The organism is Collimonas arenae (assembly GCF_000786695.1).
Taxonomy (GTDB): domain Bacteria; phylum Pseudomonadota; class Gammaproteobacteria; order Burkholderiales; family Burkholderiaceae_D; genus Collimonas; species Collimonas arenae_A.
This window is the reverse complement of record NZ_CP009962.1, coordinates 2,630,460-2,654,099: the sequence shown is the minus strand read 5'-3', so window position 1 is coordinate 2,654,099 and position 23,640 is coordinate 2,630,460. Positions and strand designations below refer to the sequence as shown.

The window sequence follows — 23,640 nt, the reverse complement described above, 5'->3', positions numbered from 1 at the left end:
CACAATGTTTTTTAAAAAAACGCAAAAAAATGCCAACTTCTATGCTGCGGTTTTCGGCTTGACCAGGTAACCCATTCCTGCCGCAATCAACAAGAGCACTGTCGCCGTCGCCAACGCGATCCTGACGCCGCTGGTCATGTCGCCGGCTACGCCATCACTCACCAGTGCGCCGAATACCGCGACGCCGACCGCACCGCCAACCTGCCTGGCGGTATTCAACACTGCTGAAGCAGTGCCTGCCCTGCTCTTTTCCACGCTCGACAAGATCGAAGTGGTCATGGCCGGCACCGCTAGCCCCATCCCGGCAGGGATCAGTATGAAGCCGGGCAGCATGTGCAGGAAACTGGCGTGGCTTGCTATGCCGATGCTGCCCAGCAAACCGTATCCCAAGGCGCCGATCAGGCCGCCTAGCATCATCGGCAGACGGATTCCAGCCTTGCCGATCAGCCAGCCACTCACCAGGTTGGAGAAAATGAAAGTACCGGTCAACGGCAGGAAGGCCAGCCCGGCTTGTACCACGCTGTAGTTCTGCACTTTTTGCAGATAGAAGCTAATGACGAAAATCACGCCGTAATAGGAAAAATTGACCAGCACTCCAAACAGCACCGCTGCGCTAAAACTGGTCTGGTGAAAGAAATTCAGCGGCAACATCGGATGTTGTACCTTGCGCTCCACCATGATGAAAGCCGCGCCAGCGATTAAGGCAACGCCAAATCCAGCGATAACCAGCGGATGCTGCATCCCTAGCGGATGGAATTCAATTACCCCGCCCACCAACGCGGTCAGCGTAATGATCGCCAATAACTGCCCGAGCGGATCGAAAGAGCGCACATGCGTGCTTGCCGCGATCGCGGGCACTACCCGTATAGTGAGCAAAAAGCCGAACGCGCATATCGGCAGGTTGACCAGAAAAATGCTGCGCCATCCCGCTGTCGCCAGCAACAGACCTCCGATCACCGGCCCAGCCGCGATCGAGACGCCGCCGGCGGCGGTCCACAGGCCGATGGCTTTGGCCAGCAGTTTCTTGTCATGGGCGCAAGCGTGATTCAGGATCGCCAGCGAGCTCGGTACCAGCAACGCGGCACCTATGCCCTGGATCGCCCGGGCAATGTTCAGGAAGGCGGCGTTCGGTGCCAGGCCGCACGCCAGGGATGCCATGGCAAACAACAGAAAGCCGGCCAAAAACAGCCGTTTCGATCCGAATTTGTCACCCAAGGCACCAGCTGAAAGCAGAAATACCGCAAAGCCGAGCGTATAGGCATCCACCACCCATTGCAGCGCTGAGACGCGCGCGCCGAGATCGACACCGATTTGCGGCAAGGCGACGTTGACGATGGTGACGTCAAGCTGGACGATGATGAAAGCGAAACTACTTGCGGCGATTGTCCACTTGACTGCGGCAGTTGCTTCATTTGCAACCGAAGGCGTCGATGAGACCGTCGATAACGCTTGGGGAGAAGTCATTTTTTCCATCCGATACCTGAGTAATCAAGACTTGATTCTGATCCACGGCGGTTCGCTTGTCACACAACAACAGTACGGTTACCATCAAACTATGGACAACGAACCCGACCTTAGCCGACTCGCCCGCACCATCGGCGATCCTACCCGCATTCAGATGTTGGCGCTGCTGATGGAGGGACGCGCCCTGACCGCCAAGGAGCTGGCCTATGGCACCGAGATCAAGCCGGCTACCGCAACCAGCCATCTGAAACAGCTAGTGGAAGACCGTTTGCTGGAGATGACCAGCCAGGGACGGCATAAGTATTTTCGGCTGTCCTCACCGGAAGTGGCGCGGCTGATCGAGTCGTTGATGGTGTTTGCCCCGAAACGCAAGCGTGTCGGTCCCGCAACTGGCAACGATGCGATCTGCACGGCGCGTTTCTGCTACGACCATCTGGCCGGAAAACTCGGTACGCGTCTGACTGAAGTACTGGTAGAGCGTGGCTTGCTGGATAATGAAGATGGTACGTTTTCGCTGTCCGAGCCGGGAGAAGCCTGGTTCAACGACTTTGGCATCGATGTCCAGGCGCTGCAAAAGAGCCGGCGTCAATTTGCCTACCCTTGCCTCGACTGGAGCGAACGCCGCGACCATCTGGCGGGGGCGCTAGGCGCAACCCTGGCCAAGCGCATGATAGAACTGGGTTGGCTCACCCGCAGCAAACATTCGCGCGTGGTGGCGATCACCACCGAGGGCCGCAACGCATTGGCGGAGCAATTCGGCATCGCCCTGGACCATGCCTGACGCTCAGGCCTAGATCCCTCAACTTTCAGGAAACAAACCATGCATCAAGGTGTGTTGTTCGCATTGCTGGCGGCTGCGCTGTTTGGCGCCAGCACCCCGTTCGCCAAGCTGCTGGTCGGCCAGATATCGCCGGTAATGCTCGCCGCTTTACTGTATCTGGGCAGCGGCGTCGGCCTCTCGCTCTGGTATGGGCTGCGACGCCTGCGCCCTGCCAATCAGCCGGCCGCCGATGGTTTGCGCAAGGCTGACTTGCCATGGCTGGCGACAGCCATCCTGAGTGGCGGCATCGCCGGCCCGGTCCTGCTGATGGCCGGTTTGTCGATGACCCCGGCTTCCAGCGCCTCGCTACTACTGAACATGGAAGGCGTGTTGACCGCCGCGCTGTCGTGGTTTGTGTTCAAAGAGAATTTTGACCGGCGTATCGTATTGGGGATGCTTGCCATCGTCCTGGCAGGCGTGCTGCTGTCATGGCAACAGGTGCCGGAATTCGGCGTGCCTTGGGGACCATTAGCTATTCTGGGGGCTTGCTTGTGCTGGGCGATCGACAACAACCTGACGCGGCGGATTTCTGCCAGCGATGCAGTACAGATTGCGGCATTAAAGGGCTTGGTCGCGGGGACAGTCAATCTGGCGATCGCCTTGTTGTTGGGAGCGACACTACCTGACATCGCAAAAATCAGCGTAGCGGCCTTGATCGGCTTCAGCGGTTATGGCCTCAGCCTGGTGCTGTTCGTGCTGGCGCTGCGCCATCTTGGCAGCGCCCGCACCGGCGCCTACTTTTCAGCGGCGCCATTCATCGGCGCGGCGATTTCTCTACTGTTCTTGCATGATGCCGTGAGTCCCCTGTTCTGGCTCGCCGCCGGATTAATGGTGCTTGGCATCTGGCTGCATCTCAGCGAAAAGCACCAGCATGAACATACGCACGAGGAAACCGAACACGGCCATAGCCACAGCCACGACCTGCACCATCAGCATCAACACGATTTCGACTGGGATGGCCGCGAGCCACATAGTCACTCGCACCGTCATTTTCCGATTAGCCATAGTCACGCGCACTATCCGGATATTCATCATCAGCACAGCCATTGAAGAGTTGATGGATCAGAGCTGAGGGATTCTCGAAGCCAAAGAAAATGGACCGGATAATCTACGCAGCAAAACTGCGTGAATTAACCGGTCCACATATACTTCAGCAAGACCGCGCCAAGGCAAGGGCCTTACTTAAACCATCTTCAGCCTATTGATTTATTGATTCTTTGCGCTCAACACCCGGCGCGCGAAGACCCAGGCTACCGCCACAAACACGATCAGACCCAGCCATTGCGCCGTGCCTTCAAACGCCGGACCGACCAATGCCAGCGGCGAATCGCTGCCGCTGAAACCGATAACTCCCGCCAGCACCACGCCAACAAGGCTCTCTCCGACGATCAGGCCGGAGGCCAGCAACACGCCGCGGCGGTTGGGGGCTTCGGCAAACTGCTCGTAAGCCACGCCCTGCTTTGCCGCGCGCTTCTTGAGAATGCGTTCGATACCCCATGCCAGCAAAGTACCCAGCACCAGCGTCGACGCCACGGTTGGCGGCAGATAGATGCCGATACCGACAGCCAGCACCGGCAAACGTGCGAAGCCGCCGCGATGACGCAGAATCTCATCGATAATCACCAGCACCACACCCAGCCCGAGGCCGATCAGGATCATGTCCCAGTTCAGCTGGTGGGTGAAAATACCGGTGGCGATCGCTGTCATCAGCGTCGCTTGCGGCGCCGACAAGGCATGCGCCACATCCATGTCCGCACGCGGCATGGCGCCGGCAAAACCATAGGCGTTGTACAGCAGTTCCAGCACCGGTGGAATCACCACGGCGCCGACTACGCAGCCGATCAGCAAGGCCACCTGCTGACGCCATGGCGTAGCGCCAACCAGCCAGCCGGTTTTCAAATCTTGCAGGTTATCGTTCGAAATGGTCGCCACGGCGATCACTGCCGAGGTAGTGAAGATCGCCAGCGCAATTCCCAGCTTGTTGCCGGTTTCGGTCGCCAGCAGGCCGTCAGCGCTGCCAACCAGCAGGATCAGCAGCGATACCAGCACCACGGCAACGATACCGACGCCGGAAATCGGGCTGGCGGAAGAACCGATCAGACCCGCCATGTAACCGCAGGCAGCCGCGATCAGGAAACCGAAGATCACGGCAAACAGGACGCTGTAAGCCACCAGCCCCCACATGACGCTCGAACTCAACGGCGCGGCGCTCAGGAAGCTGCCGAAGGTCGCTACCAGGATCGCCACCAGCACCAGTGTGATGCCGATGATCCAGGCCGGCGACATATCTTGCTCGGTGCGCGGAATATTGATCCGTCCCTTGCCGCCACTCAGCGCCTGGAAGGATGTCTTGACACCTTCCAGCATAGGCTTGAATAAAGTAATCAGCGTCCATACCGCAGCCACGCCGATGGTACCCGCGCCGATGAAGCGCACGTCCTTGCTCCACAAGCCAGTCGCATATTTAGCCAGAGTCATGCCGTCCGGGATCGTGTGCATGGAAGTCAGCACCGGCACCGCGACACCCCATGCAATCAGCAAGCCGATCAGCATGGCGATACCGGCGACGATGCCGATCAGGTAGCCGGCGCCTAGCAAGGCCAGCGAAAAGCCGCTGGAAATCCGCAACACCGCAGGTCCTGCCGCAAACCACAGGCTGATGCCTTCGCTGAGAACGCGGAAACCAGAGGATGCCAATGTGACGACTGCCGCCACCAGGCCGCCGGCCATGATGTCGACAATGCCGGTTTCGGTTTTTGCGCCGGGCTTGCCATTGGCGTCCAGCTCGACGTCGGCGCTGCCGACACGCAGGATTTCAGCCGCCGCCACACCCTCTGGATAAGGCAGATCGCTCTGCACCACCATGGCGTGCCGCAACGGGATGGTAAACATCACCCCCAGCATGCCTCCGGCGGCGCAGATCGCCAGCGTTTGCCAGTAAGGAAAGCCTTGCCAGTAGCCGATCATGACCAGGCCCGGCAGGATAAAGATAATCGAAGACAAGGTGCCGGCCGCGGAAGCCTGGGTCTGCACCATATTGTTTTCAAGGATATTGGCGCTCTTGAACATGCGCAGCACGGCCATGGAAATCACGGCGGCAGGAATCGCGGAAGAAAAAGTCAGACCGACTTTCAGGCCCAGGTAGACATTGGAGGCGGTGAAGATGACGGTTATCAAAGCGCCAAGAATGATGCCCCGCACCGTCAGTTCGGGCAGAGAAACATTATCGGCAATACGACCTGTTTTGTTAAAAACTGCGGACATCGGAACTCCATCACTAAAAATTGCAATGCGCTAATTATCCTCGAAACAGTTGCTTTCCATCCAAAAATTTGACTTCGGTCTACAATGCCCCGATGCAAGGCTGCCCCGCCGGAATCAAAACCGGATGTGGAAATTGATGTTATCAATTCAGCCACGCAATGACGAATAAACGCCATCATTAGGTTATCAACCCCAAGCTGGAAAGGTAGAAACACCATGACAAGCCTGAACATCAACGGCAAGCAACACGAGATCAACCTCCCCGAAGACACCCCGTTGCTATGGGCGCTGCGCGACGATGTCGGTCTCACCGGCACCAAATTCGGTTGTGGCATGGCGCTGTGCGGCGCTTGTACGGTACATCTGGACGGCGACCCGATCCGTTCCTGCATCACGCCGATCAGCGCCGCCGCAGGCAAGAAAGTCACCACCATCGAAGCCATGGCCGAAGACAAGGTCGGCCATGCGGTGCAGGAAGCGTGGATCGCGCTGGGCGTGCCGCAATGCGGTTATTGCCAGGCTGGCCAGATCATGTCTGCTACCGCGCTGCTGAAAACCACGGCCAAGCCGACCGACAAGGAAATCGACGACGCCATGAGCGGCAATATCTGCCGTTGCGGCACTTACACCCGCATCCGCGCGGCGATCAAACAAGTTGCGGATAAAGGAGTCGCCAAATGAGCGCCGCTTTTGATTTCGATAAAGATAGCGCTAACACTGAAGCCTCGCCAACAGTGGCTTCTGTGAGTCGCCGTACCTGGCTCAAGGGCGTCGGGGCATTCACCGGCCTGGCACTGACAGTCGGCGTGAATGGCCTGGTGCGCGCCGCAGACGCAGCCGCTCCCGCGAAAAAATACGGCGGCGCCGGTATGCCCGGCGGCACCGTCAACGATCCGCTGGTTTTCGTCACCATAGGCGCCGACGGCATCGTCACCATCATCGCCCACCGCTCAGAAATGGGCCAGGGTATCCGCACCAGTCTGCCGCTAGTCGTCGCGGACGAGCTCGACGCCGATTGGGGCCGCGTGCGCGTAGTGCAAGCCAATGCCGATGAAAGCCGCTACGGCAACCAGAATACCGACGGCTCGCGCAGCATGCGCCACTTCTTCACGCCGATGCGTCAGGTTGGCGCAACTGCGCGCCTGATGCTTGTGTCGGCGGCGGCGGCGCGCTGGTCCGTGCCGGCCGCTGAAATCACGACAAAAAACCATGAGGTGTGGCACGCCAAGAGCGGCCGCAAGCTAGGTTACGGGGAACTGGCGGTCGACGCCTCCAAGCTGCAAGTGCCGGTCCAGGCACCGCTAAAAGATCCGGCGCAATTTCGCTATATCGGCAAAGATGCCTTCAACAGCGTCGATTTCCGCGACATTGTCACCGGCAACACGCACTACGGCATCGACACCCGTCTCGACGGCATGCTGTATGCAGTAGTCGCGCGGCCGCCGGTATACGGCGGCAAAGTAACAAGCTTCGATGCCGCCGAAGCGCTGAAAATACCTGGCGTAGTGCGCGTGATCGAACTCAAAGGCAGTCCGCCGCCTGCCAAATTTAATCCGCTAGGTGGCGTTGCCGTGATTGCGCGCAACACCTGGGCCGCGATCAAGGGCCGTGAAGCCTTGAAGATTACCTGGGACAACGGTCCGCATGCCGGCTACGACTCCACCGCGTTCAAGACCACCTTGCAGGAAGCCGCGCGCAAACCGGCCAAGGTAGTACGCAACAACGGCGACACCATGGCCGCGCTGGCGCAAGCCGGTAAAAAAATTGAGGCGGAATACTACATCCCGCACCTGGCGCATGCCACCATGGAGCCGCCTGCGGCAACCGCCCGCACTGCCAACGGCAAATGCGAAGTCTGGGCGTGTGTGCAAGATCCACAGGCTACGCGTGATACCGTCGCCGGAAAACTGGGCTGGAAAACCGACGACGTCAAAATCAACGTCACCTTGCTTGGTGGCGGTTTCGGCCGCAAATCGAAGCCTGACTTCGCAGCTGAAGCTGCATTACTGTCACAGGCGATGGATGGCGTGCCGGTCAAGGTCACCTGGACACGAGAAGACGATCTGCGTCACGACTATTTCCATACCGTTTCGCTGGAACACTTGGAAAGCACGCTCGACGCCAAGGGCAAACCTGTCGCCTGGCTGCATCGCAGCGCGGCGCCAACCATTGCTTCCACCTTTGTGGCTGGCGCCAAGGGTGAACAGCCGGGCGAGCTCGGCATGGGCGCGATCAATATTCCGTTCATGATCCCGAATATCCGCATCGAAGCGCCTGAAGTCGAGGCGCACACACGGATCGGCTGGTTCCGATCGGTCTACAACATCCCGCACGCGTTCGCGGTGCAGTCGTTTGTCGCCGAACTGGCGGCGGAAGCCAAGCGCGACCATCGGGAGTTCCTGCTGGAGCTGATCGGACCGGCGCGCCAAATCAATCCGCAAGACATGTCGGACACCACCAACTATGGCGAATCGCCGGTGTTGTACCCGCTCGACACCGGACGCATGCGGCAAGTGCTCGAACTGGCCACCAAGGAAGCCGGCTGGGGCCGCAAGCTGCCCAAGGGACATGGACTTGGCCTGGCGGTTGCCTACAGTTTCATGTCGTATGTGGCGGCGGTGATCGAAGTGGTGGTCGGCGCTGACGGCGAGATCAGCATTCCGCGGGTCGACATGGCGATCGATTGTGGTCCGCAGATCACGCCGGACCGCATCCGCTCGCAAGTGGAAGGTGCCTGCATCATGGGCTTGAGCCTGGCGATGACGGGGGAAATCACTTTCAAGAACGGCAGCGCGGAGCAAGGCAACTTCCACGAGTACGAAGTGCTGCGCGCCTTCAGCGCCCCGCGTGACTTGCGGGTGCACATGGTGCCCCACAAGTACGACATGCCGCTGGGCGGTGTCGGCGAGCCCGGCACACCGCCGATCGCGCCGGCCTTGTGCAACGCCATCTTTGCAGCGACTGGCAAACGTATCCGTAACCTGCCGATCAGAGACCAGTTGAAGAAGAGTTAAACAGAAAACCGGAGTTATGCAAAAACGGCCATGCGACTTATCGTGCATGGCCGTTTTTATTCAACGGTTTATATTGAATATGTTGAATATGCCGGTAGTGCGCCAGTTCTGTGACTCAGGCCGTGTTTGCCAGTTTCTCGCTAGCCACCAGCACGCCATCGGCATCTGCATAGATCCAGGCGCCGGGCGCTATAGTCACGCCGGCGATCGAAACGCTGATATCGCGCTCCCCTACACCTTTGCGAACACTGCGCTGCGGATGCAGGGCCAGCGCGCGGACGCCGATATCGCAGGCATTCAGCTCCGCCGAATCACGCACGCAGCCATTCACGACAATGCCGGCCCAGCCGTTCTTTTGCGCCAGGACGCCGAGATTACCTCCGACCAGAGCGCAGCGCAGGCTGCCGCCGCCGTCGACCACCAGCACCTGGCCATCGCCGGCAGTTTCCAGCGTGCTACGGACCAATACGTTATCTTCATGTACTTTGAGAGTACGCGCCGGGCCGCTAAATACCTGGCGCTTGCCGAAAGAAATAAACACCGGCGGCAAGACGGCCAATGCCGCAGTACCGAGCTTGTCTTCGTTGGCGTCGCACAGATCGCAGGTTGCAAAAGTCATGACATCTCCATCGCAGGCAGTATTGTTCAAGATGCGTCTTCAGGCGGAGGCGACGAAAACGTCATTCCGCCAAATTTCTTGACACTATACATCCGCTTGTCAGCCACTTTCAACAAGGTTTCCAGATCGAGCCCGTCGGCTGGATATAAGGCACCGCCAATCGACGCGCCAATCTGGCAGTGGTCGCCATTGGTCATCAGGATCGGCTTGTTCAGCACAGCATAGATTTTCTCCGCAATCGCCAGCGCCGATTCCTCGTCAGCCACGCCCGGCAGGTACACGATGAATTCGTCGCCACCGAAGCGCGCCACCTCGTCTTCTTTGCGCAAGGCGTTTTGCAAGCGCAGACCGACTTCGATCAAGACCTGGTCGCCTTCATCGTGACCATAGTGGTCGTTGACCTGCTTGAATTTATCGAGATCGACGAACAGCACTGCAAACCGGAACAACTGTGGCTCTACGTCCGTACGCCGTCGGAATTCGATTTGCGCTATCAGGGAATCTCGGTTCAACAGGCTGGTCAGGCGGTCTGTACGCAGATGGCGCTCCATCTCCTGGAAGCTCTCCGCCAGTTCGCCGATTTCATCCTTACGGTCGATATTCAGCTTGGCAAACGGTCGGCCGCTGCCGATGCTGCGTACCGCCAGCGTCAGTTTGCGGATATCGCGCAAAGCCCAGCGCAATATCGCGTAGCCGACCAGCAAGGCCAGCAAGATCACCAGCAAGCCGAGGTACAAACTTTTGTAGACGCTGGAATTGATCGCTCCCCAGAAATCAGAGCGCGGCAAAGCCACCACTGCGACCCATTCCAGACCAGCGGCGTCGCGATGGAGCTGTGCGGCCACCTCGATCTGTCCGTGACTGCTGGGAAAGGCGCCGATGATCAGTTTGCCGGGCTTGGGCGGATTAATGGTCGACGGGATCACCGGGTCGGTAATCGGCACTACGTCGGGATGCTTTTGCAGATAGGCTTGCACCAGTTGCCAGCTTTGCTGCATGAATGGCGAAGCGGCGTTTGAGAGCGTATTCCTGACATGCTCCGTCTTTCCTCCCGGGCCAACATCGGGACCCTGAATGAAAACATTTTCGCTGTTGGAAGAAGCGACCAGCCCGCCATTGCGCTCGGCAATATAGGCGACGCCATTTCTATCCATGGACAGCGCCTGCAAATATTCTCGCAGCGGCTTTAATGACAGTTCCCTGGCCACCACGCCGAGCACATCCTTGTCGGCGCCAAACACTGGCCGCGCCAGCATCAGTACCGGCTCATTGCTGCTGCCCTCCAAAAACACCGGCGACCAAGTGTCTTTTTTCCGGCTGAGAGCGTTGAGGTACCAGTTTTGTGCGCGTGGATCGTACTCTTCCGACTCCAGGAAAGTCATTTCAGCTGCCGGACCGCGGCTGCGATAAAGATGACTAGGCCCGTCGCCGGCGCCTCTCAGACGGACCCGGAACTCATTGGCTGCGGTACGACGAATCCCGACGAAATGACCGTCAGTGCCGGCGAAACCGATAAAACCACCGACGGCAGGAAACAAGCCGCTGGCGATCCACATACGCTCTTCGAGCCGGCGCACGTTGACAGGAAAGGGAATAGGCGTCGGCGGCTTGTCGCCGGTATCTGCGACTTGATCAGGCGCGACTACGCGCAACGCCGCGCCGGCGTCGAAAAGTTGCCTGTTAATTGCACTGTTAATGCCCCCCATCATGTCTGCCAGGACTTTTTGCGACAACGCATCGGTCGCGTCCTGGCCAGCCTGATAAAGAAGCCAGCCGACTGAAACGGCCAGACATAGCAATAGCGCTGCAAACGGCAAAATGAATAAGCGTTGCAGTGAAGTTCGCTTCAAAATTGCCTCGAAATAACACAAGAATCGGCAATATCCGACTTAAGGACACTATTCCAGTATCTTGGCGTGCAGAAAAATGGATCGTTGCTTTACGTCAAATTCAATGCACAATGCACAACAATCAATCTTTACCGCAGCGAAATAATAGTTTAACCCGCATAAATCCGAAAAAAGGCCACATAGCAGCGCCATGTGACCTTTAACCCATCAATCGACACGATCAAGCTTGCCGCGATTCTACCTGTTTGCGACTGTGAATCTGTGTTTAGCTTGCCACTTTAAACACTATCTCACCATTGTTAACATTTACATGAACAATGTCCTTCGGTCCAAACCGCCCTTCCAGAATCAATTTTGACAGCGGATTTTCGATCTGCTGCTGAATTGCCCGCTTCAACGGCCTTGCGCCATACACCGGATCAAAACCGGCTTCAGCGATTTTTTGCAGACCGGCTTCTGAAATTTCCAGTCCCATATCCATCTTCGCCAGGCGCTGTTCAAGAATTTTCAGCTGGATCTTGGCGATCGAACCGATGTTTTTCTCATCAAGCGCATGGAACACCACGATTTCATCGATACGGTTGATAAACTCCGGACGGAAATGGCTCCTTACTTCTGCCATGACTTCCATCTTCACTACCGCCGGGTCACTGCCTTCCATCGCCTGGATCCGGTGCGAGCCAAGATTCGAGGTCATCACAATCACCGTATTCTTGAAATCCACGGTACGGCCCTGGCCATCGGTCATGCGGCCGTCATCCAGCACCTGCAACAATACGTTGAATACATCCGGATGGGCTTTTTCAATTTCATCCAGCAATATCACGCTGTAGGGTTTACGCCGCACCAGCTCGGTCAGGTATCCGCCCTCCTCATAGCCGACGTAGCCCGGCGGCGCGCCGATCAGGCGGGCTACAGAATGCTTTTCCATGAATTCGCTCATGTCGATGCGAATCATCGAATCGGCGCTATCGAACAAGAAGGTGGCCAACGCTTTGCATAACTCGGTCTTCCCAACACCCGTCGGGCCAAGGAACATGAATGAGCCATACGGCCGGTCAGGATCGCTCAGGCCGGCACGCGAACGGCGAATGGCGTCCGAAACCGCGACGATGGCTTCGTCCTGCCCCACCACGCGGCGATGCAACTCGGCTTCCATGTTCACCAGCTTCTCGCGCTCGCCTTGCAGCATCTTCGACACTGGAATGCCCGTGATGCGCGAGACGATTTCAGCGATTTCATCGGCGCCGACCTGGGTCCGCACCAGCTGTGGCTTGCCTTCGGGATCGGGATTTTGCGCTGTCAGCGCGTCCTGCTTGGACTGGCTCTCAAGCGCCTTTTCAAGCTCGTTCAGCTTGCCGTACTTCAGCTCAGACACTTTCTGCCAATCACTGTTGCGGGTAGCCTCATCGATTTGCAGGCGCAGCTTCTCAATTTCCTCTTTCAGATGCTTGCTGCCTTGCGCGCTGGCTTTTTCCGATTTCCAGATTTCTTCCAGATCGGCGTACTCGCGCGACAGTTTCTCGATTTCCTCTTCAATCAGAGCGAAGCGTTTTTGCGATGCCTCGTCTTTTTCGCGACGCACAGCTTCGCGCTCGATCTTGAGCTGGATCAGACGACGATCAAGCTTGTCCATCACTTCTGGCTTGGAGTCGATTTCAATCTTGATTTTGGCTGCGGCTTCGTCGATCAGGTCAATCGCCTTGTCAGGCAAGAACCTGTCTGTGATGTAACGATGCGACAATTCCGCCGCAGCGACAATCGCCGGATCAGTAATCTCGACGCCATGATGGACTTCATATTTCTCTTGCAAACCGCGCAGGATTGCAATGGTCGCCTCGACGCTAGGCTCATCCACCAGGATCTTTTGGAAACGGCGTTCCAGCGCAGCATCTTTTTCGATGTACTTGCGGTATTCGTCCAACGTGGTGGCGCCGACGCAATGCAACTCGCCGCGGGCCAACGCCGGTTTCAGCATATTGCCCGCATCCATCGCGCCTTCGGCCTTGCCGGCGCCAACCATGGTATGCAGCTCGTCGATGAACACGATTGTCTGACCTTCGTCCTGGGCAATCTCCTTGAGTACGGCTTTCAAGCGTTCTTCGAATTCACCGCGGAATTTTGCACCGGCCAGCAAGGAGGCCATATCGAGCGACAAAACGCGCTTCGATTTCAGGCTATCTGGCACCTCCCCATTGACGATACGCTGCGCCAAGCCTTCAACGATGGCAGTCTTGCCGACACCGGGTTCACCGATCAGCACCGGATTGTTCTTGCTGCGGCGTTGCAGGATCTGGATCGCGCGACGGATTTCATCATCGCGGCCGATCACAGGATCGAGCTTGCCGAGACGTGCTCTTTCGGTCAGATCCAACGTGTATTTTTTTAGCGCTTCGCGTTGTCCTTCGCCATCCTGCGAAGCGACATTGGCGCCGCCACGCACGGCAGTGATGGCAGCTTCCAGGGCCTTGCGCGTAAGGCCGTTTTCGCGCGCCAGGCGGCCCGCATCGGACTTGTCGTCGAGCAGAGCCAGCAATAGCATTTCGCTGGCGATAAATTGGTCGCCGCGCTTTTGCGCTTCTTTGTCTGCCAGGTTGAGCAAAGCCAGCAGTTCGCGGCCAATCTGCACTTCCCCGCCGCTACCGCTAACCTTTGGCAAGCGTTCCAGGGCAGCCTTGAGACCGGCTTCCAGAGCAGCGACATTGACGCCGGCGCGCTGTAAAAGCGAAGTGGCGCTACCGTCGTCCTGGTTCAACAGGGCGATCAAGGCATGCACCGGATCTATATATTGATTATCGTTACCGACCGCCTGACTTTGTGCGTCGGCAATCGCTTCCTGCAACTTCGTGGTTAATTTATCGAAACGCATGGTTCCTCCAAAATATCTAATGAATAGAAAATTGGGACATGCCGGTTAATTTCAAGCACGTGTTGACAAACTATGCTCAGGATAAACCGCATCCTGTTTCACGAAATTAAAAATCCCTCACCGAGCAAAGTACGAGGACGCCCATCCACAAAACGATCTGATCGACAGCAGAACCACATACGAACGTTGTCAGCCGCCAGGCTCGATGCCGTCTCCTTGCACATTTCAGCGCGATGGCTACTCGCCAAAAATCATTGTTTTTTAATAACATTTAAACTGCTTGGCGCGACTATCACCGAGGAAACTCTCAAACCAGCCTACTTTTTACTTTTTACTTTCGCGCATCGGCAACGGCAATCCGTCCTGCTCCCATTTGGCAAGCGCCTCGTCATCGCTGCTGCGAGCATCGACCCATCGCGCACCCTGATCGGTATGCTCTTTTTTCCAGAATGGCGCTTCGGTTTTAAGATAATCGATAATGTATTCGCAAGCGGCGAAGGCGTCGCCGCGGTGCGCCGAGGTAACCGCCACCAGCACAATCTGGTCCAGCGGCAGCAAAGGGCCGATCCGGTGAATCACCAGGGCATCGAATATCTCCCAGCGCTGCTTGGCCTGGGCGACGATGGCCGCCAATGCCTTCTCGGTCATGCCGGGATAATGCTCCAGCTCCATCTGTGCGACGCTGCTGCCGTCGTTCAAATCGCGCACTGTACCCAGGAAACTGACAACTGCACCGATTTTGGGATTGGCAAGCCGTAGCTGCGCCAGTTCGGCGGCGAAATCGAAATCTTCAGTCTGAACACGAATTGGCATAGTCGGAGTCTCATTGCCGGCAACAAAATCAGCCGCCGGTCACCGGTGGAAAAAATGCGACTTCGCCACCATCGGTCAAGACGGTGTCGGCGTTCGCCAACTCTTGGTTGAAAGCCATCCGCAATGCACGGCCGTCTGCCAGCGCATCGGCCCATACGCCGCCGCGTGCGCGCAGATAGCTGCGCACATCGCCAACTGTCGTCACGGTTTCCGGCAGCTCCAGCACCTCCTGCGACAGCTTGAGCGCCTCGCGCAGGCTGGCAAAAAAACGTAGTTCGATTTTCATTGCATTCTCGTGTTCAATCAAGCTCAAGCTGCTGCCTAGCCCAGCAGCGCAGAAAACGGCAAAAACCGCAGCAATTCACCGCTGGCGATGGTTTTCCCAGCTGGATTGTCTACCAGGCCATCGCCCCACACGGCGGAGGTCAATACACCCGAGCCTTGATGCGGGAAAAGATCCAGGCCACCGCGGTCATTGATTTTGACGCGCAGGAATTCCTGGCGGCGGTCGGCTTTGGACCAGTCGAAATCAGCGCGCATGGCCAGCGCTTGCGGCATCAGAGCGCTCGCAGCGACACCTTGCTGATGTAAGATGAAAGGCCGCACGAAAATCAGGAAAGTGACAAAGCTGGACACCGGATTGCCGGGCAAACCGATAAAGAAAGCGTTGCCGCCGGAAGCTCGGCGCACTTCACCAAAAGCCAGCGGCTTGCCTGGTTTCATGGCGATTTGCCACATATTCAGGCGACCTTCGGCTTCGACTGCCGGCTTGACGTGATCCTCTTCGCCGACAGAAACGCCGCCCGACGTCAGGATCAGATCATGCTCTTGCGCAGCGCGGCGCAGGGCTTCACGGGTGGCTTCCCGGTTATCCGGCACGATGCCGTAATCGGTAATCTCGCAATCCAGGTTTTCCAGCAAACCGCGCAGAACGAAGCGGTTGGAGTTATAAATCGCACCAGGTTTCAAGGGCTGGCCGGGCATGGCCAGTTCGTCGCCGGTAAAAAACATCGCCACCCGCAACTTGCGCAGTACCGGTAACGTTTCCAGTCCGACCGATGCCGCCAGGCCGAGATCCTGCGGCCGCAGGCGTGTGCCGGCGGCAAGGATGACGCTGCCGCTGCGAATGTCTTCTCCGCTACGGCGCACCCACTCACCGGATTTCGGCACGTGCCGGATCCATACTGCATCGCCGTCGGCTTCGCACATTTCCTGCATGACCACGGCGTCTGCGCCGGCCGGAATCATCGCGCCGGTAAAAATCCGGGCCGCGGTGCCGGCTTGCAGCAGTGCGCCAACGTGTCCTGCCGGAATCCGTTGCGATACCGGCAAGCGCGCCGCGCCGCTGGTGCAGTCGACAGCGCGTACCGCGTAGCCGTCCATTTGCGTGTTGTCCGCCGGCGGCACGTTGAGCTGCGAAGTCTGTGCGCTTGCCAATACCCGGCCATTGGCCTCTAGCGTCGGAATCAGCTCAATCGAGCCGTCATCAACCAGCGGACGATCAGTATCCAGCAGCACCGCCAAGGCGTCGGCGACAGTTAACATCGGTGGCTTTTGCATCATTTTCTCTACAGCTTTCGTTGCAACTTATAAGCCGGTGTGAGTGGCAATGTAGGTTTTAACCTGCGCGACATCGGCCGCCATCACTTCAAACCGCTGCGGCAGCGCTTCGATATTTTCAAAACCGGCAGGCCGTTGCGCATCGCGTCCCAGCGCTTCGCGGATGGTTTCGTTGAACTTGGCCGGCAAGGCGGTTTCCAGCACGATCATCGGTACGCCGGGGACCATGTATTCACGCGCGACCTTGACGCCATCGGCGGTGTGGGTATCGATGGTGACGTTGTAACGCTGCTGGATATCACGGATGGTGGCCAGCCGATCCTCATGGGTGGATTTACCGGACTGGAAACCGAAACGGGCGATCTTGGCGAACTCGTCGCCATCGCTTCCCGGGCCGCCAGCCAGGCTGAACCCACCTTCAGTCTCGACCTTGTGGAACAAGGCGCGCACACGATCGCTGTCGCCATCCAGCAAATCATGGATGAAGCGCTCGAAATTCGACGCTTTACTGATGTCCATGCTTGGGCTGCTGGTGTGATAGGTCTCGGCGGACTTGCGCACGCGATAGATGCCCGTACGGAAAAATTCGTCCAGCACGTCGTTTTCGTTCGTGGCGGCGACCAACTTATCGATCGGTAAGCCCATCATGCGCGCGATATGGCCGGCGCAAATATTGCCGAAATTGCCCGACGGCACAGTGAACGATACTTTCTGGTCGTTACTGGTGGTGGCGCTCAGGTAGCCTCGGAAGTAGTACACCACTTGCGCCACGACGCGCGCCCAGTTGATCGAATTGACCGTGCCGATTTTCTGGCTGGCCTTGAAGGCGTGGTCATTGGAGACCGCTTTCACCATATCCTGACAATCGTCGAACACGCCTTCGACTGCGATATTGAAGATGTTCGGATCTTGCAGGCTGAACATCTGCGCGGTCTGGAATGCGCTCATTTTCTTGTGCGGCGACAGCATGAACACGCGAATGCCCTTTTTGCCGCGCATCGCATATTCCGCGGCGCTGCCGGTATCGCCGGAAGTCGCGCCAAAAATGTTCAGCTTGGCGTCGTTCTTGGCCAAGGTATATTCAAACAGATTGCCTAGCAACTGCATCGCCATGTCCTTGAACGCCAGCGTCGGACCGTTTGACAAGGCTTGCAGCAGCAGTTTGCTGCCGTCCTTTTCTTCAAGCACGCTCAGCGGCGTAATCCGGCTGGCGTCTTCCCCGGCCCGGACGTTACGATACACATCAGCGGTATATGTCTTGTGCGTCAAGGCCCGCAAATCGGCTTCCGGAACATCGGTAGCGAATTTCTTCAGCACTTCGAACGCCAGGTCGGCATACGACAGGCTGCGCCATTGATCCAGTTCGATTGAGGTGACTTGCGGATATTCTGCCGGCAAATATAAACCGCCGTCCGGCGCCAGGCCGCCTAGCAGGATTTCAGAGAAATTTTGCGCAGCTGCGTGGCCGCGAGTAGAAACATAATGCATATGTGTGGATGGCGTTGGTGAGTGGCGGGTGAAGATGAGACTGTTGATGATGCTGTTATATGCATTATAGCGTCCGCTACCCTGCTGCTGTCAGCTTTGGCGGAACAGTCCTGACTAGGCGGTGCTTAGAGGCTATTGCAAGCACAGTTGGCTAGGCGCTCCGACGAAGACAGTACGAGTAGTACGGCGAGGAGAAGCAACAACGCCAGGTGTGTTTGCAACAGCCTCTTATTTTTTCTTCCAGTAATCGCCGGTTTCTTCATAGCATTCGACGGCCAGATCTGAAACTTTCGCTTCCATATGCGCCTGCGCATCGGCAATCGCCTGGTTATAAATGCCAGGGCCAATCACTCGCAGGCAAAAATCAAGCAGCATGCCGGCCTTGAGGTCGCCTATCGGCTCCTCCATGTTTTCTTTAAAGTAACGCTGGATAGATCCAATCAGGTCCTTTTGTTGAGCTGGCTGCAATTTGATCGCCATAGCGTCCTTCCTTGTCTGTTGTACATCATCAAAACGCTTGGTCAATGCCAGCATTTTTTTGGAAACCCATAAATGTACACCATGCATCGACCTATCGTTATCACTCCACCAATATACTTCCTGTTTGCGCCCTGCATAAATATGCAAATCCTCTCTGCAGCCTTATTGCCACGCTGATACAATGTCACACTTAGCCAATCAGGTATTTTGCATACCTGACGGCCTGCACATCTTTCAATCGTTATGACACCTCCACTAATACCAATTTCTTCGGCAGAGCTGGCGAACAGCTCGGCAATGCCAGACGAGCACCCGATGTCGGGCAGCTTGTTCATGGTGGTCGCACCTTCCGGCGCCGGAAAATCTACGCTGGTGAATGCGCTGCTGGCGCAGGAACAGGCGATCAAACTGTCGATTTCCTTCACCACGCGGCCGCCGCGACCAGGTGAGCAAAACGGCCGTGAATACCATTTCACTACGGTGGAAGACTTCCGCGCCCGCCACAAACAGGGCGAATTCCTGGAGTGGGCTGAAGTCCACGGCAATTACTACGGCACATCACGACTGACGATCGCTGAGCAAATGCTGTCCGGCACCGATGTTTTGCTGGAAATCGACTGGCAAGGCGCGCAGCAGGTCAAGAAGCAGTTTCCGCATGCAGTCGGGATTTTTATCCTGCCGCCATCCATCGCAGCGCTGGAAGAACGCTTGAAAAAGCGCGGCCAGGATGAACCGCAAGTCATCACGCGCCGGATCCTTGCCGCCGGCGGCGAAATCGCGCACGCCCCCGAGTTTGAATATGTTATTATTAATCAAGAGTTTGCGACTGCTCTGTCGGAATTAACTGCAATTGTCAAAGCGACACGCTGCCGCTTTTCACAGCAGGCAGTACGCAACGCTTCTTTATTTGCCCAATTGGGCATTCATGCAAATTTAAGTTAATATTTGGCTAACTGGTGCTAAGGCGCTACTTAGCTTGTACTGCATTCTGGAGAAATAAATGGCCCGCATCACTATCGAAGATTGTTTGAAACAGATCCCTAACCGTTTTCAGCTGACCCTGTCCGCGACCTATCGTGCGCGCCAGCTGTTGCAAGGCCACACCGCAAAAATCGACGCAAAGGACAAGCCAACCGTGGTTGCCCTGCGCGAAATCGCTGCCGGCAAGATCGGCATTGAAATGCTCAAGAAGGTACCTGGTTAATTTTTTAATTGGAGGACAGAATAGGTATGCGTCACGACTGCGTGACTTATCGATCCTGTCCTGCAATTGGTAAAACTCATGCGGCTGCTACCGACCCAGTATGAACCTGACATCTCCAGATTCAAGCATGTCATTAGCCGCAACCACAAAGAAACGGGCGGCCTCCCCCCGCTCAGCCAGAAAATCCGCTAATACCCCCACCTTGCCAGATCCTCAGCCCGCCCTCCAGCCCGGCGTCGCCTCGATTACGCACCTGACCACCAAGCTTGCCGAATACCTGACCCCAGCCGAGCTGAAGAAGGTCAAGGAAGCCTATCGCTTTTCGGATGAAATGCATCTGGGTCAGATGCGCAAATCCGGCGAACCCTATATTTCCCATCCGATCGCGGTCGCCGAAATCTGCGCCGATTGGAAACTTGATGCGCAAGCCATCATGGCCGCCCTGCTGCACGACGTCATGGAAGATCAGGACGTCAAGAAAGATGAATTGATCGAGCGCTTCGGCGCGCCGGTGGCGACCTTGGTAGATGGTCTGTCGAAGCTGGACAAGATCGAATTTCAGAGCCAGATCGAAGCGCAGGCAGAGAATTTCCGCAAGATGCTGCTGGCCATGGCGCGCGACGTTCGCGTCATCCTGGTCAAGCTAGCCGACCGCCTGCACAATATGCGCACGCTGGGCGTGATGATTCCGGAAAAGAAACGCCGCATCGCGCGCGAGACGATGGAAGTCTATATTCCGATTGCGCATCGGCTCGGACTTAATAATATCTATCGCGAACTGCAGGAACTGGCGTTTTCTCACCTGTATCCGCTGCGTCACCGCACCCTGGCGAAAGCGGTCAAGGCAGCACGCGGCAATCGCCGCGAAGTGGTCAGCAAGATCCTGGAATCGGTCAGCACCACGCTCGCGGCTACCGGCATTAATGCGCAAATTGACGGCCGCGAGAAGAGCCTGTTCGGCATTTACCGCAAGATGCACAACAAGCACCTGTCGTTTTCGCAGGTGCTCGACGTTTACGGCTTCCGCATCGTGGTCGACACCTTTGCCAATTGCTATCTGGCGCTGGGCACCCTGCACGCGCTGTACAAGCCGATGCCGGGCAAGTTCAAGGATTACATCGCGATTCCCAAGCTGAACGGCTACCAGTCACTGCATACCACCCTGATTGGCCCTTACGGCACGCCGGTAGAATTCCAGATCCGTACCCAGGACATGCATCGCGTCGCCGAATCCGGCGTTGCCGCGCATTGGCTGTACAAGGATGAAGAAGGCAATCTCAGCGATTTGCAGCAACGCACGCATGCCTGGCTGCAGTCCTTGCTGGATATCCAGAAACAGACAGGCGATTCTGCCGAGTTCCTGGAACACGTCAAGGTCGACCTGTTCCCCGACTCGGTTTACGTGTTCACGCCGAAATCGAAAATCATCGCCCTGCCGCGTGGCGCAACTGCGCTCGATTTCGCCTACACCATCCATACCGATGTCGGCGACCAGACCATCGCCGCTAAAATCAATCACGAACCGGCGCCGCTTCGCACCGAATTGCATAATGGCGACATCGTCGAAATCATTACCTCGGCCAGTTCGCGGCCTAGCCCTAACTGGCTCAGCTTTGTGCGTACCGGCAAAGCACGCTCGGCGATCAGGCACCACCTGCGCACGATCAACCTGGGTGAGTCGGTAGAACTGGGCAAACGCTTGCTGTCGCAGGCCCTGGCGACGCTCAATCTCAATCCGGCGCTGGCGCCGATCGTGGTTGACCGCTTGCTGAATGAATCGAGCGCCAAATCGCTGGAAGAAATCTACGCTGACATCGGCGTCGGCAAGCGCATGGCGACGCTGGTGGCGCGCCATATCATGGGCTTGCTGGAAAACGAAGCGCTGCAGACGCCGCTGCTCGACATGGAAGGTATGGCCACTCCCGTAAAAATGGATCCGGTAGTGATCTACGGCAGCGAAGGCATCTCGGTGCAGTTGTCGCCGTGCTGCCAGCCGATTCCGGGCGACCATATCACCGGCCAGCTCAAGCGCGATCAGGGTCTTGTGGTGCATGCGGAAGACTGCAATATCGCCAAGCGCCAGCGCAACAAAGATCCTGACCGTTGGATTGAAGTGCTGTGGGGTGAAGAGCTGAATCGCCGCTTCGATTGCCGCATCAAGGTGCTGGTGCATAACGATAAAGGCATATTGGCGCGGGTTGCCGCTGAAATCGGCGATTCTGATGCCAACATCATCTATGTCAACATGGATGACGACAAGGATCAGCTAATGACACAACTAGTGTTTACAATCCAGGTCGAGGACCGGGTTCATCTGGCCCGTTTGATGCGCAATGTGCGCCGTATCCGTGGCGTCACCAGGATTTTACGCGACCGCAACTAGGATACACTGATGCACGCCCGAAGCCGCTGCGACGGCTTCTAAAGCGTGCTATTGAAACCGCCTATTGAAGCGTCGGCTTGCCCGTTGCAGGTAGCGGCAGTTGAAAAACCTCGATGCCCTCTTCAGCCAACTCGTCGCGCTGCTCTGCCGACGCGATGCCGCGTATGCCGTGCTCAGGTACTTCCTTGTAGTGAATCCGGCGCGCCTCTTCGGCAAAATTTTCGCCGACATCTTCCGTGTTTTCCATGACATGACGCGCCATGTCCATCAGTTGTTTTTTCATCTGCGCCACTGCCGGCGAATGCGAGCCAGTAGTGTCACGGCCACCGGCAGTTGGCCTGGCGGCAGAAAGATTCAGATGCGGCGCGGACGGCAGCTTGTCCACCTTGCTGCTCTCGCATATCGGGCAGACGATCAGTTGCCTGGCCGATTGCGACAGAAAGTCCTCCTCCGAGCCAAACCAGCCCTCGAAGCGATGATTCTGTTCACAAGCTAAATTGTAGACTTTCATGATGCGGCATTCTTCGGCGCGAAAAAACAAGGATCTTACACTAAGCGGTGGTTTCAAACACAGCTGGCTAGGCGCGCCGACGAAGACAGTACGAGTAGTACGGCTAGGAGGGTGCAGCAGGGGTTTCAGACGACATTGTCGTCTGCCTGCGAAACGGCCCAGGCTTGCAAGCCTGGGCGCGCCCTGCAAGGGCAACAACGCCAGATGTGTTTGAAGCCGCCTCTATGCAGCATAGAACTTAATCCAGTGTTGTGCAGCTTAAAGCTTGCTAGCGGCGTGCAACATTTCGCCAATCTGGCGTGTGCCGATTGCCTGATTGCCGTAGGAAAATGTCCCATGCTCGCGCATCTCCTCGGCGGCGCGCAGGAACGCTCCAAGTGCCGCACGCGCCAGGGAACCGCCGACGCTTACACGCTTGACGCCAATTTGCGCCAGTTCTTTCAAGCTTAGCTGCACACCCTGCAAACCCATGACGACATTCACCGGCTTGTCCAACGCACTGACTATTGCGGTTATCTCTTCCCTGGTTTTCAAGCCCGGCGCGTAAAGCACATCTGCACCTGCGTCTTGATAAGCCTGGAGCCGCTTGATGGTATCGGTCAGATCGCTTCTACCGTGCAGATAGTTTTCCGCTCGCGCGGTGAGCATGAACGGAAAATCCAACTCAGCCACCGCCTCCACTGCAGCACGCACGCGTTCGACCGCCAGCTCCAGAGGGTAAATTGGTGCGTCGCGCTGGCCGCTGGCATCTTCAATAGAGCCGCCGACGATACCAGTCAGTGCGGCCAAGCGGATGGTTTCCGCCACGATTTCCGGCGCGTCGCCAAAGCCATTTTCCAGATCGGCGCTGAGCGGCAAATCGGTGGCAGCTGCCAATTCGGTCAGATGCGTCATCATCTGCTCGCGTCCGATGGCACCATCTTGCAGGCCTCTGGAAAACGCATAGCCGGCGCTGGTGCTAGCCAACGCTTCGAATCCGAGCAAAGCCAGTAGCCTGGCGCTACCGATATCCCATGGATTAGGAATGATGAAAGCGCCTTCGCGCCCGTGCAATTGCTGGAAAATCCGAGCCTTCTCGATCTGGGCATGCATGTAATATCTCCAATTATCAAATCGTTTCTGCGGGATTTTCCACAAGAAAAATCCAAGCTTGCCATTGATGCAATATAGCAATTTTATAACCGTCAGACGATAAAACATTGCCACCAGCAACTAATTCACGCAGTGGATTGCCCTAGATACTCAAAACCCCGGTTTCGCAGCGATTCTCTATTAGCTTAGCTGCGCTTTGTTTCCTAGAA

The 23,640-nt window shown here is 57.0% G+C and carries 19 protein-coding genes; 7 read left to right on the top strand and 12 right to left on the bottom strand.

Going from position 1 to position 23,640, the window contains the following annotated elements:
• Positions 1 to 39 precede the first annotated feature (39 nt).
• A complete protein-coding gene (locus tag LT85_RS11790) occupies positions 40 to 1,464 on the bottom strand; it encodes an MFS transporter (RefSeq protein WP_156117501.1) in 1,425 nt (474 codons plus the stop codon).
• A 91-nt stretch (positions 1,465 to 1,555) separates the two neighbouring features.
• Here LT85_RS11790 and LT85_RS11785 point away from each other — a divergent pair, with 91 nt between their 5' ends.
• Positions 1,556 to 2,245 (top strand): ArsR/SmtB family transcription factor, encoded by a 690-nt coding sequence (locus tag LT85_RS11785; protein ID WP_038495966.1) that lies wholly within the window; start codon positions 1,556 to 1,558, stop codon positions 2,243 to 2,245.
• Between the two features lie 39 nt (positions 2,246 to 2,284).
• The gene (locus LT85_RS11780; RefSeq protein ID WP_038488930.1) at positions 2,285 to 3,334 is read left to right on the top strand and encodes a DMT family transporter; all 1,050 of its coding nucleotides are present in this window, start codon (positions 2,285 to 2,287) and stop codon (positions 3,332 to 3,334) included.
• Positions 3,335 to 3,490: 156 nt separating this feature from the next.
• Here LT85_RS11780 and LT85_RS11775 read toward each other — a convergent pair whose 3' ends face one another.
• Positions 3,491 to 5,548 carry an OPT family oligopeptide transporter gene (locus tag LT85_RS11775; protein ID WP_038488927.1) on the bottom strand — a complete coding sequence of 686 codons (2,058 nt, stop codon included), beginning with the start codon at positions 5,546 to 5,548 and terminating at the stop codon, positions 3,491 to 3,493.
• A 216-nt stretch (positions 5,549 to 5,764) separates the two neighbouring features.
• Here LT85_RS11775 and LT85_RS11770 point away from each other — a divergent pair, with 216 nt between their 5' ends.
• Together LT85_RS11770 and LT85_RS11765 are read left to right on the top strand one after the other, a co-directional pair.
• Positions 5,765 to 6,229: a (2Fe-2S)-binding protein gene (locus LT85_RS11770; protein ID WP_038488925.1), complete on the top strand. Its 465-nt coding sequence runs from the start codon at positions 5,765 to 5,767 to the stop codon at positions 6,227 to 6,229.
• A complete protein-coding gene (locus tag LT85_RS11765) occupies positions 6,226 to 8,562 on the top strand; it encodes a xanthine dehydrogenase family protein molybdopterin-binding subunit (protein WP_038488920.1) in 2,337 nt (778 codons plus the stop codon). Before LT85_RS11770 ends, LT85_RS11765 begins: the two co-directional genes overlap by 4 nt.
• Positions 8,563 to 8,677: 115 nt before the next feature.
• Here LT85_RS11765 and rraA read toward each other — a convergent pair whose 3' ends face one another.
• The 8 genes from rraA to LT85_RS11725 all read right to left on the bottom strand — a co-directional run bounded on the left by rraA (position 8,678) and on the right by LT85_RS11725 (position 18,241).
• Complete coding sequence (rraA, locus tag LT85_RS11760; RefSeq protein WP_038488917.1) at positions 8,678 to 9,181, bottom strand: ribonuclease E activity regulator RraA; 504 nt, start codon at positions 9,179 to 9,181, stop codon at positions 8,678 to 8,680.
• Between the two features lie 26 nt (positions 9,182 to 9,207).
• On the bottom strand, positions 9,208 to 11,031 hold the full coding sequence (locus LT85_RS11755; protein WP_253273720.1) for a sensor domain-containing diguanylate cyclase: 1,824 nt from the start codon (positions 11,029 to 11,031) through the stop codon (positions 9,208 to 9,210).
• A gap of 265 nt (positions 11,032 to 11,296) precedes the next feature.
• Positions 11,297 to 13,900 (bottom strand): ATP-dependent chaperone ClpB, encoded by a 2,604-nt coding sequence (gene clpB / locus LT85_RS11750; RefSeq protein WP_038488914.1) that lies wholly within the window; start codon positions 13,898 to 13,900, stop codon positions 11,297 to 11,299.
• A gap of 324 nt (positions 13,901 to 14,224) precedes the next feature.
• Positions 14,225 to 14,713 carry a molybdopterin synthase catalytic subunit MoaE gene (moaE, locus tag LT85_RS11745; protein ID WP_038488911.1) on the bottom strand — a complete coding sequence of 163 codons (489 nt, stop codon included), beginning with the start codon at positions 14,711 to 14,713 and terminating at the stop codon, positions 14,225 to 14,227.
• Positions 14,714 to 14,741: 28 nt separating this feature from the next.
• Positions 14,742 to 14,999 (bottom strand): molybdopterin converting factor subunit 1, encoded by a 258-nt coding sequence (gene moaD, locus LT85_RS11740; protein WP_038495959.1) that lies wholly within the window; start codon positions 14,997 to 14,999, stop codon positions 14,742 to 14,744.
• Positions 15,000 to 15,034: 35 nt separating this feature from the next.
• On the bottom strand, positions 15,035 to 16,276 hold the full coding sequence (locus tag LT85_RS11735; RefSeq protein ID WP_038488906.1) for a molybdopterin molybdotransferase MoeA: 1,242 nt from the start codon (positions 16,274 to 16,276) through the stop codon (positions 15,035 to 15,037).
• A gap of 24 nt (positions 16,277 to 16,300) precedes the next feature.
• A complete protein-coding gene (thrC, locus tag LT85_RS11730) occupies positions 16,301 to 17,761 on the bottom strand; it encodes a threonine synthase (RefSeq protein ID WP_038488902.1) in 1,461 nt (486 codons plus the stop codon).
• A gap of 228 nt (positions 17,762 to 17,989) precedes the next feature.
• Positions 17,990 to 18,241 carry a DUF2164 domain-containing protein gene (locus LT85_RS11725; protein ID WP_038495957.1) on the bottom strand — a complete coding sequence of 84 codons (252 nt, stop codon included), beginning with the start codon at positions 18,239 to 18,241 and terminating at the stop codon, positions 17,990 to 17,992.
• 297 nt (positions 18,242 to 18,538) lie between these two features.
• Here LT85_RS11725 and gmk point away from each other — a divergent pair, with 297 nt between their 5' ends.
• The 3 genes from gmk (at position 18,539) to LT85_RS11710 (ending at position 21,828) form a co-directional block, all read left to right on the top strand.
• Positions 18,539 to 19,183, top strand: coding sequence for a guanylate kinase (gene gmk, locus LT85_RS11720; RefSeq protein WP_038488899.1), 645 nt, complete (start codon positions 18,539 to 18,541; stop codon positions 19,181 to 19,183).
• A 58-nt stretch (positions 19,184 to 19,241) separates the two neighbouring features.
• Positions 19,242 to 19,445, top strand: a complete 204-nt coding sequence (rpoZ, locus tag LT85_RS11715) for a DNA-directed RNA polymerase subunit omega (protein WP_014006295.1) — start codon at positions 19,242 to 19,244, stop codon at positions 19,443 to 19,445.
• Between the two features lie 100 nt (positions 19,446 to 19,545).
• Positions 19,546 to 21,828: a RelA/SpoT family protein gene (locus LT85_RS11710; RefSeq protein WP_038488894.1), complete on the top strand. Its 2,283-nt coding sequence runs from the start codon at positions 19,546 to 19,548 to the stop codon at positions 21,826 to 21,828.
• Between the two features lie 61 nt (positions 21,829 to 21,889).
• Here LT85_RS11710 and LT85_RS11705 read toward each other — a convergent pair whose 3' ends face one another.
• On the bottom strand, positions 21,890 to 22,339 hold the full coding sequence (locus LT85_RS11705) for a DUF1178 family protein (RefSeq protein WP_038495954.1): 450 nt from the start codon (positions 22,337 to 22,339) through the stop codon (positions 21,890 to 21,892).
• A gap of 258 nt (positions 22,340 to 22,597) precedes the next feature.
• Complete coding sequence (locus tag LT85_RS11700; protein ID WP_038488892.1) at positions 22,598 to 23,431, bottom strand: isocitrate lyase/PEP mutase family protein; 834 nt, start codon at positions 23,429 to 23,431, stop codon at positions 22,598 to 22,600.
• Between the last annotated feature and the right edge of the window lie 209 nt (positions 23,432 to 23,640).

Bases quoted from the DNA above. Each gene is read 5' to 3' on its own strand.
- rpoZ (WP_014006295.1), top strand. From the start codon at position 19,242: ATGGCCCGCATCACTATCGAAGATTGTTTGAAACAGATCCCTAACCGT.
- LT85_RS11735 (WP_038488906.1), bottom strand. From the start codon at position 16,276: ATGATGCAAAAGCCACCGATGTTAACTGTCGCCGACGCCTTGGCGGTG.
- LT85_RS11700 (WP_038488892.1), bottom strand. From the start codon at position 23,431: ATGCATGCCCAGATCGAGAAGGCTCGGATTTTCCAGCAATTGCACGGG.
- LT85_RS11770 (WP_038488925.1), top strand. From the start codon at position 5,765: ATGACAAGCCTGAACATCAACGGCAAGCAACACGAGATCAACCTCCCC.
- moaE (WP_038488911.1), bottom strand. From the start codon at position 14,713: ATGCCAATTCGTGTTCAGACTGAAGATTTCGATTTCGCCGCCGAACTG.
- LT85_RS11785 (WP_038495966.1), top strand. From the start codon at position 1,556: ATGGACAACGAACCCGACCTTAGCCGACTCGCCCGCACCATCGGCGAT.
- rraA (WP_038488917.1), bottom strand. From the start codon at position 9,181: ATGACTTTTGCAACCTGCGATCTGTGCGACGCCAACGAAGACAAGCTC.
- LT85_RS11775 (WP_038488927.1), bottom strand. From the start codon at position 5,548: ATGTCCGCAGTTTTTAACAAAACAGGTCGTATTGCCGATAATGTTTCT.
- LT85_RS11705 (WP_038495954.1), bottom strand. From the start codon at position 22,339: ATGAAAGTCTACAATTTAGCTTGTGAACAGAATCATCGCTTCGAGGGC.
- thrC (WP_038488902.1), bottom strand. From the start codon at position 17,761: ATGCATTATGTTTCTACTCGCGGCCACGCAGCTGCGCAAAATTTCTCT.
- LT85_RS11725 (WP_038495957.1), bottom strand. From the start codon at position 18,241: ATGGCGATCAAATTGCAGCCAGCTCAACAAAAGGACCTGATTGGATCT.
- clpB (WP_038488914.1), bottom strand. From the start codon at position 13,900: ATGCGTTTCGATAAATTAACCACGAAGTTGCAGGAAGCGATTGCCGAC.
- moaD (WP_038495959.1), bottom strand. From the start codon at position 14,999: ATGAAAATCGAACTACGTTTTTTTGCCAGCCTGCGCGAGGCGCTCAAG.
- LT85_RS11710 (WP_038488894.1), top strand. From the start codon at position 19,546: ATGAACCTGACATCTCCAGATTCAAGCATGTCATTAGCCGCAACCACA.
- LT85_RS11790 (WP_156117501.1), bottom strand. From the start codon at position 1,464: ATGACTTCTCCCCAAGCGTTATCGACGGTCTCATCGACGCCTTCGGTT.
- gmk (WP_038488899.1), top strand. From the start codon at position 18,539: ATGCCAGACGAGCACCCGATGTCGGGCAGCTTGTTCATGGTGGTCGCA.
- LT85_RS11780 (WP_038488930.1), top strand. From the start codon at position 2,285: ATGCATCAAGGTGTGTTGTTCGCATTGCTGGCGGCTGCGCTGTTTGGC.
- LT85_RS11765 (WP_038488920.1), top strand. From the start codon at position 6,226: ATGAGCGCCGCTTTTGATTTCGATAAAGATAGCGCTAACACTGAAGCC.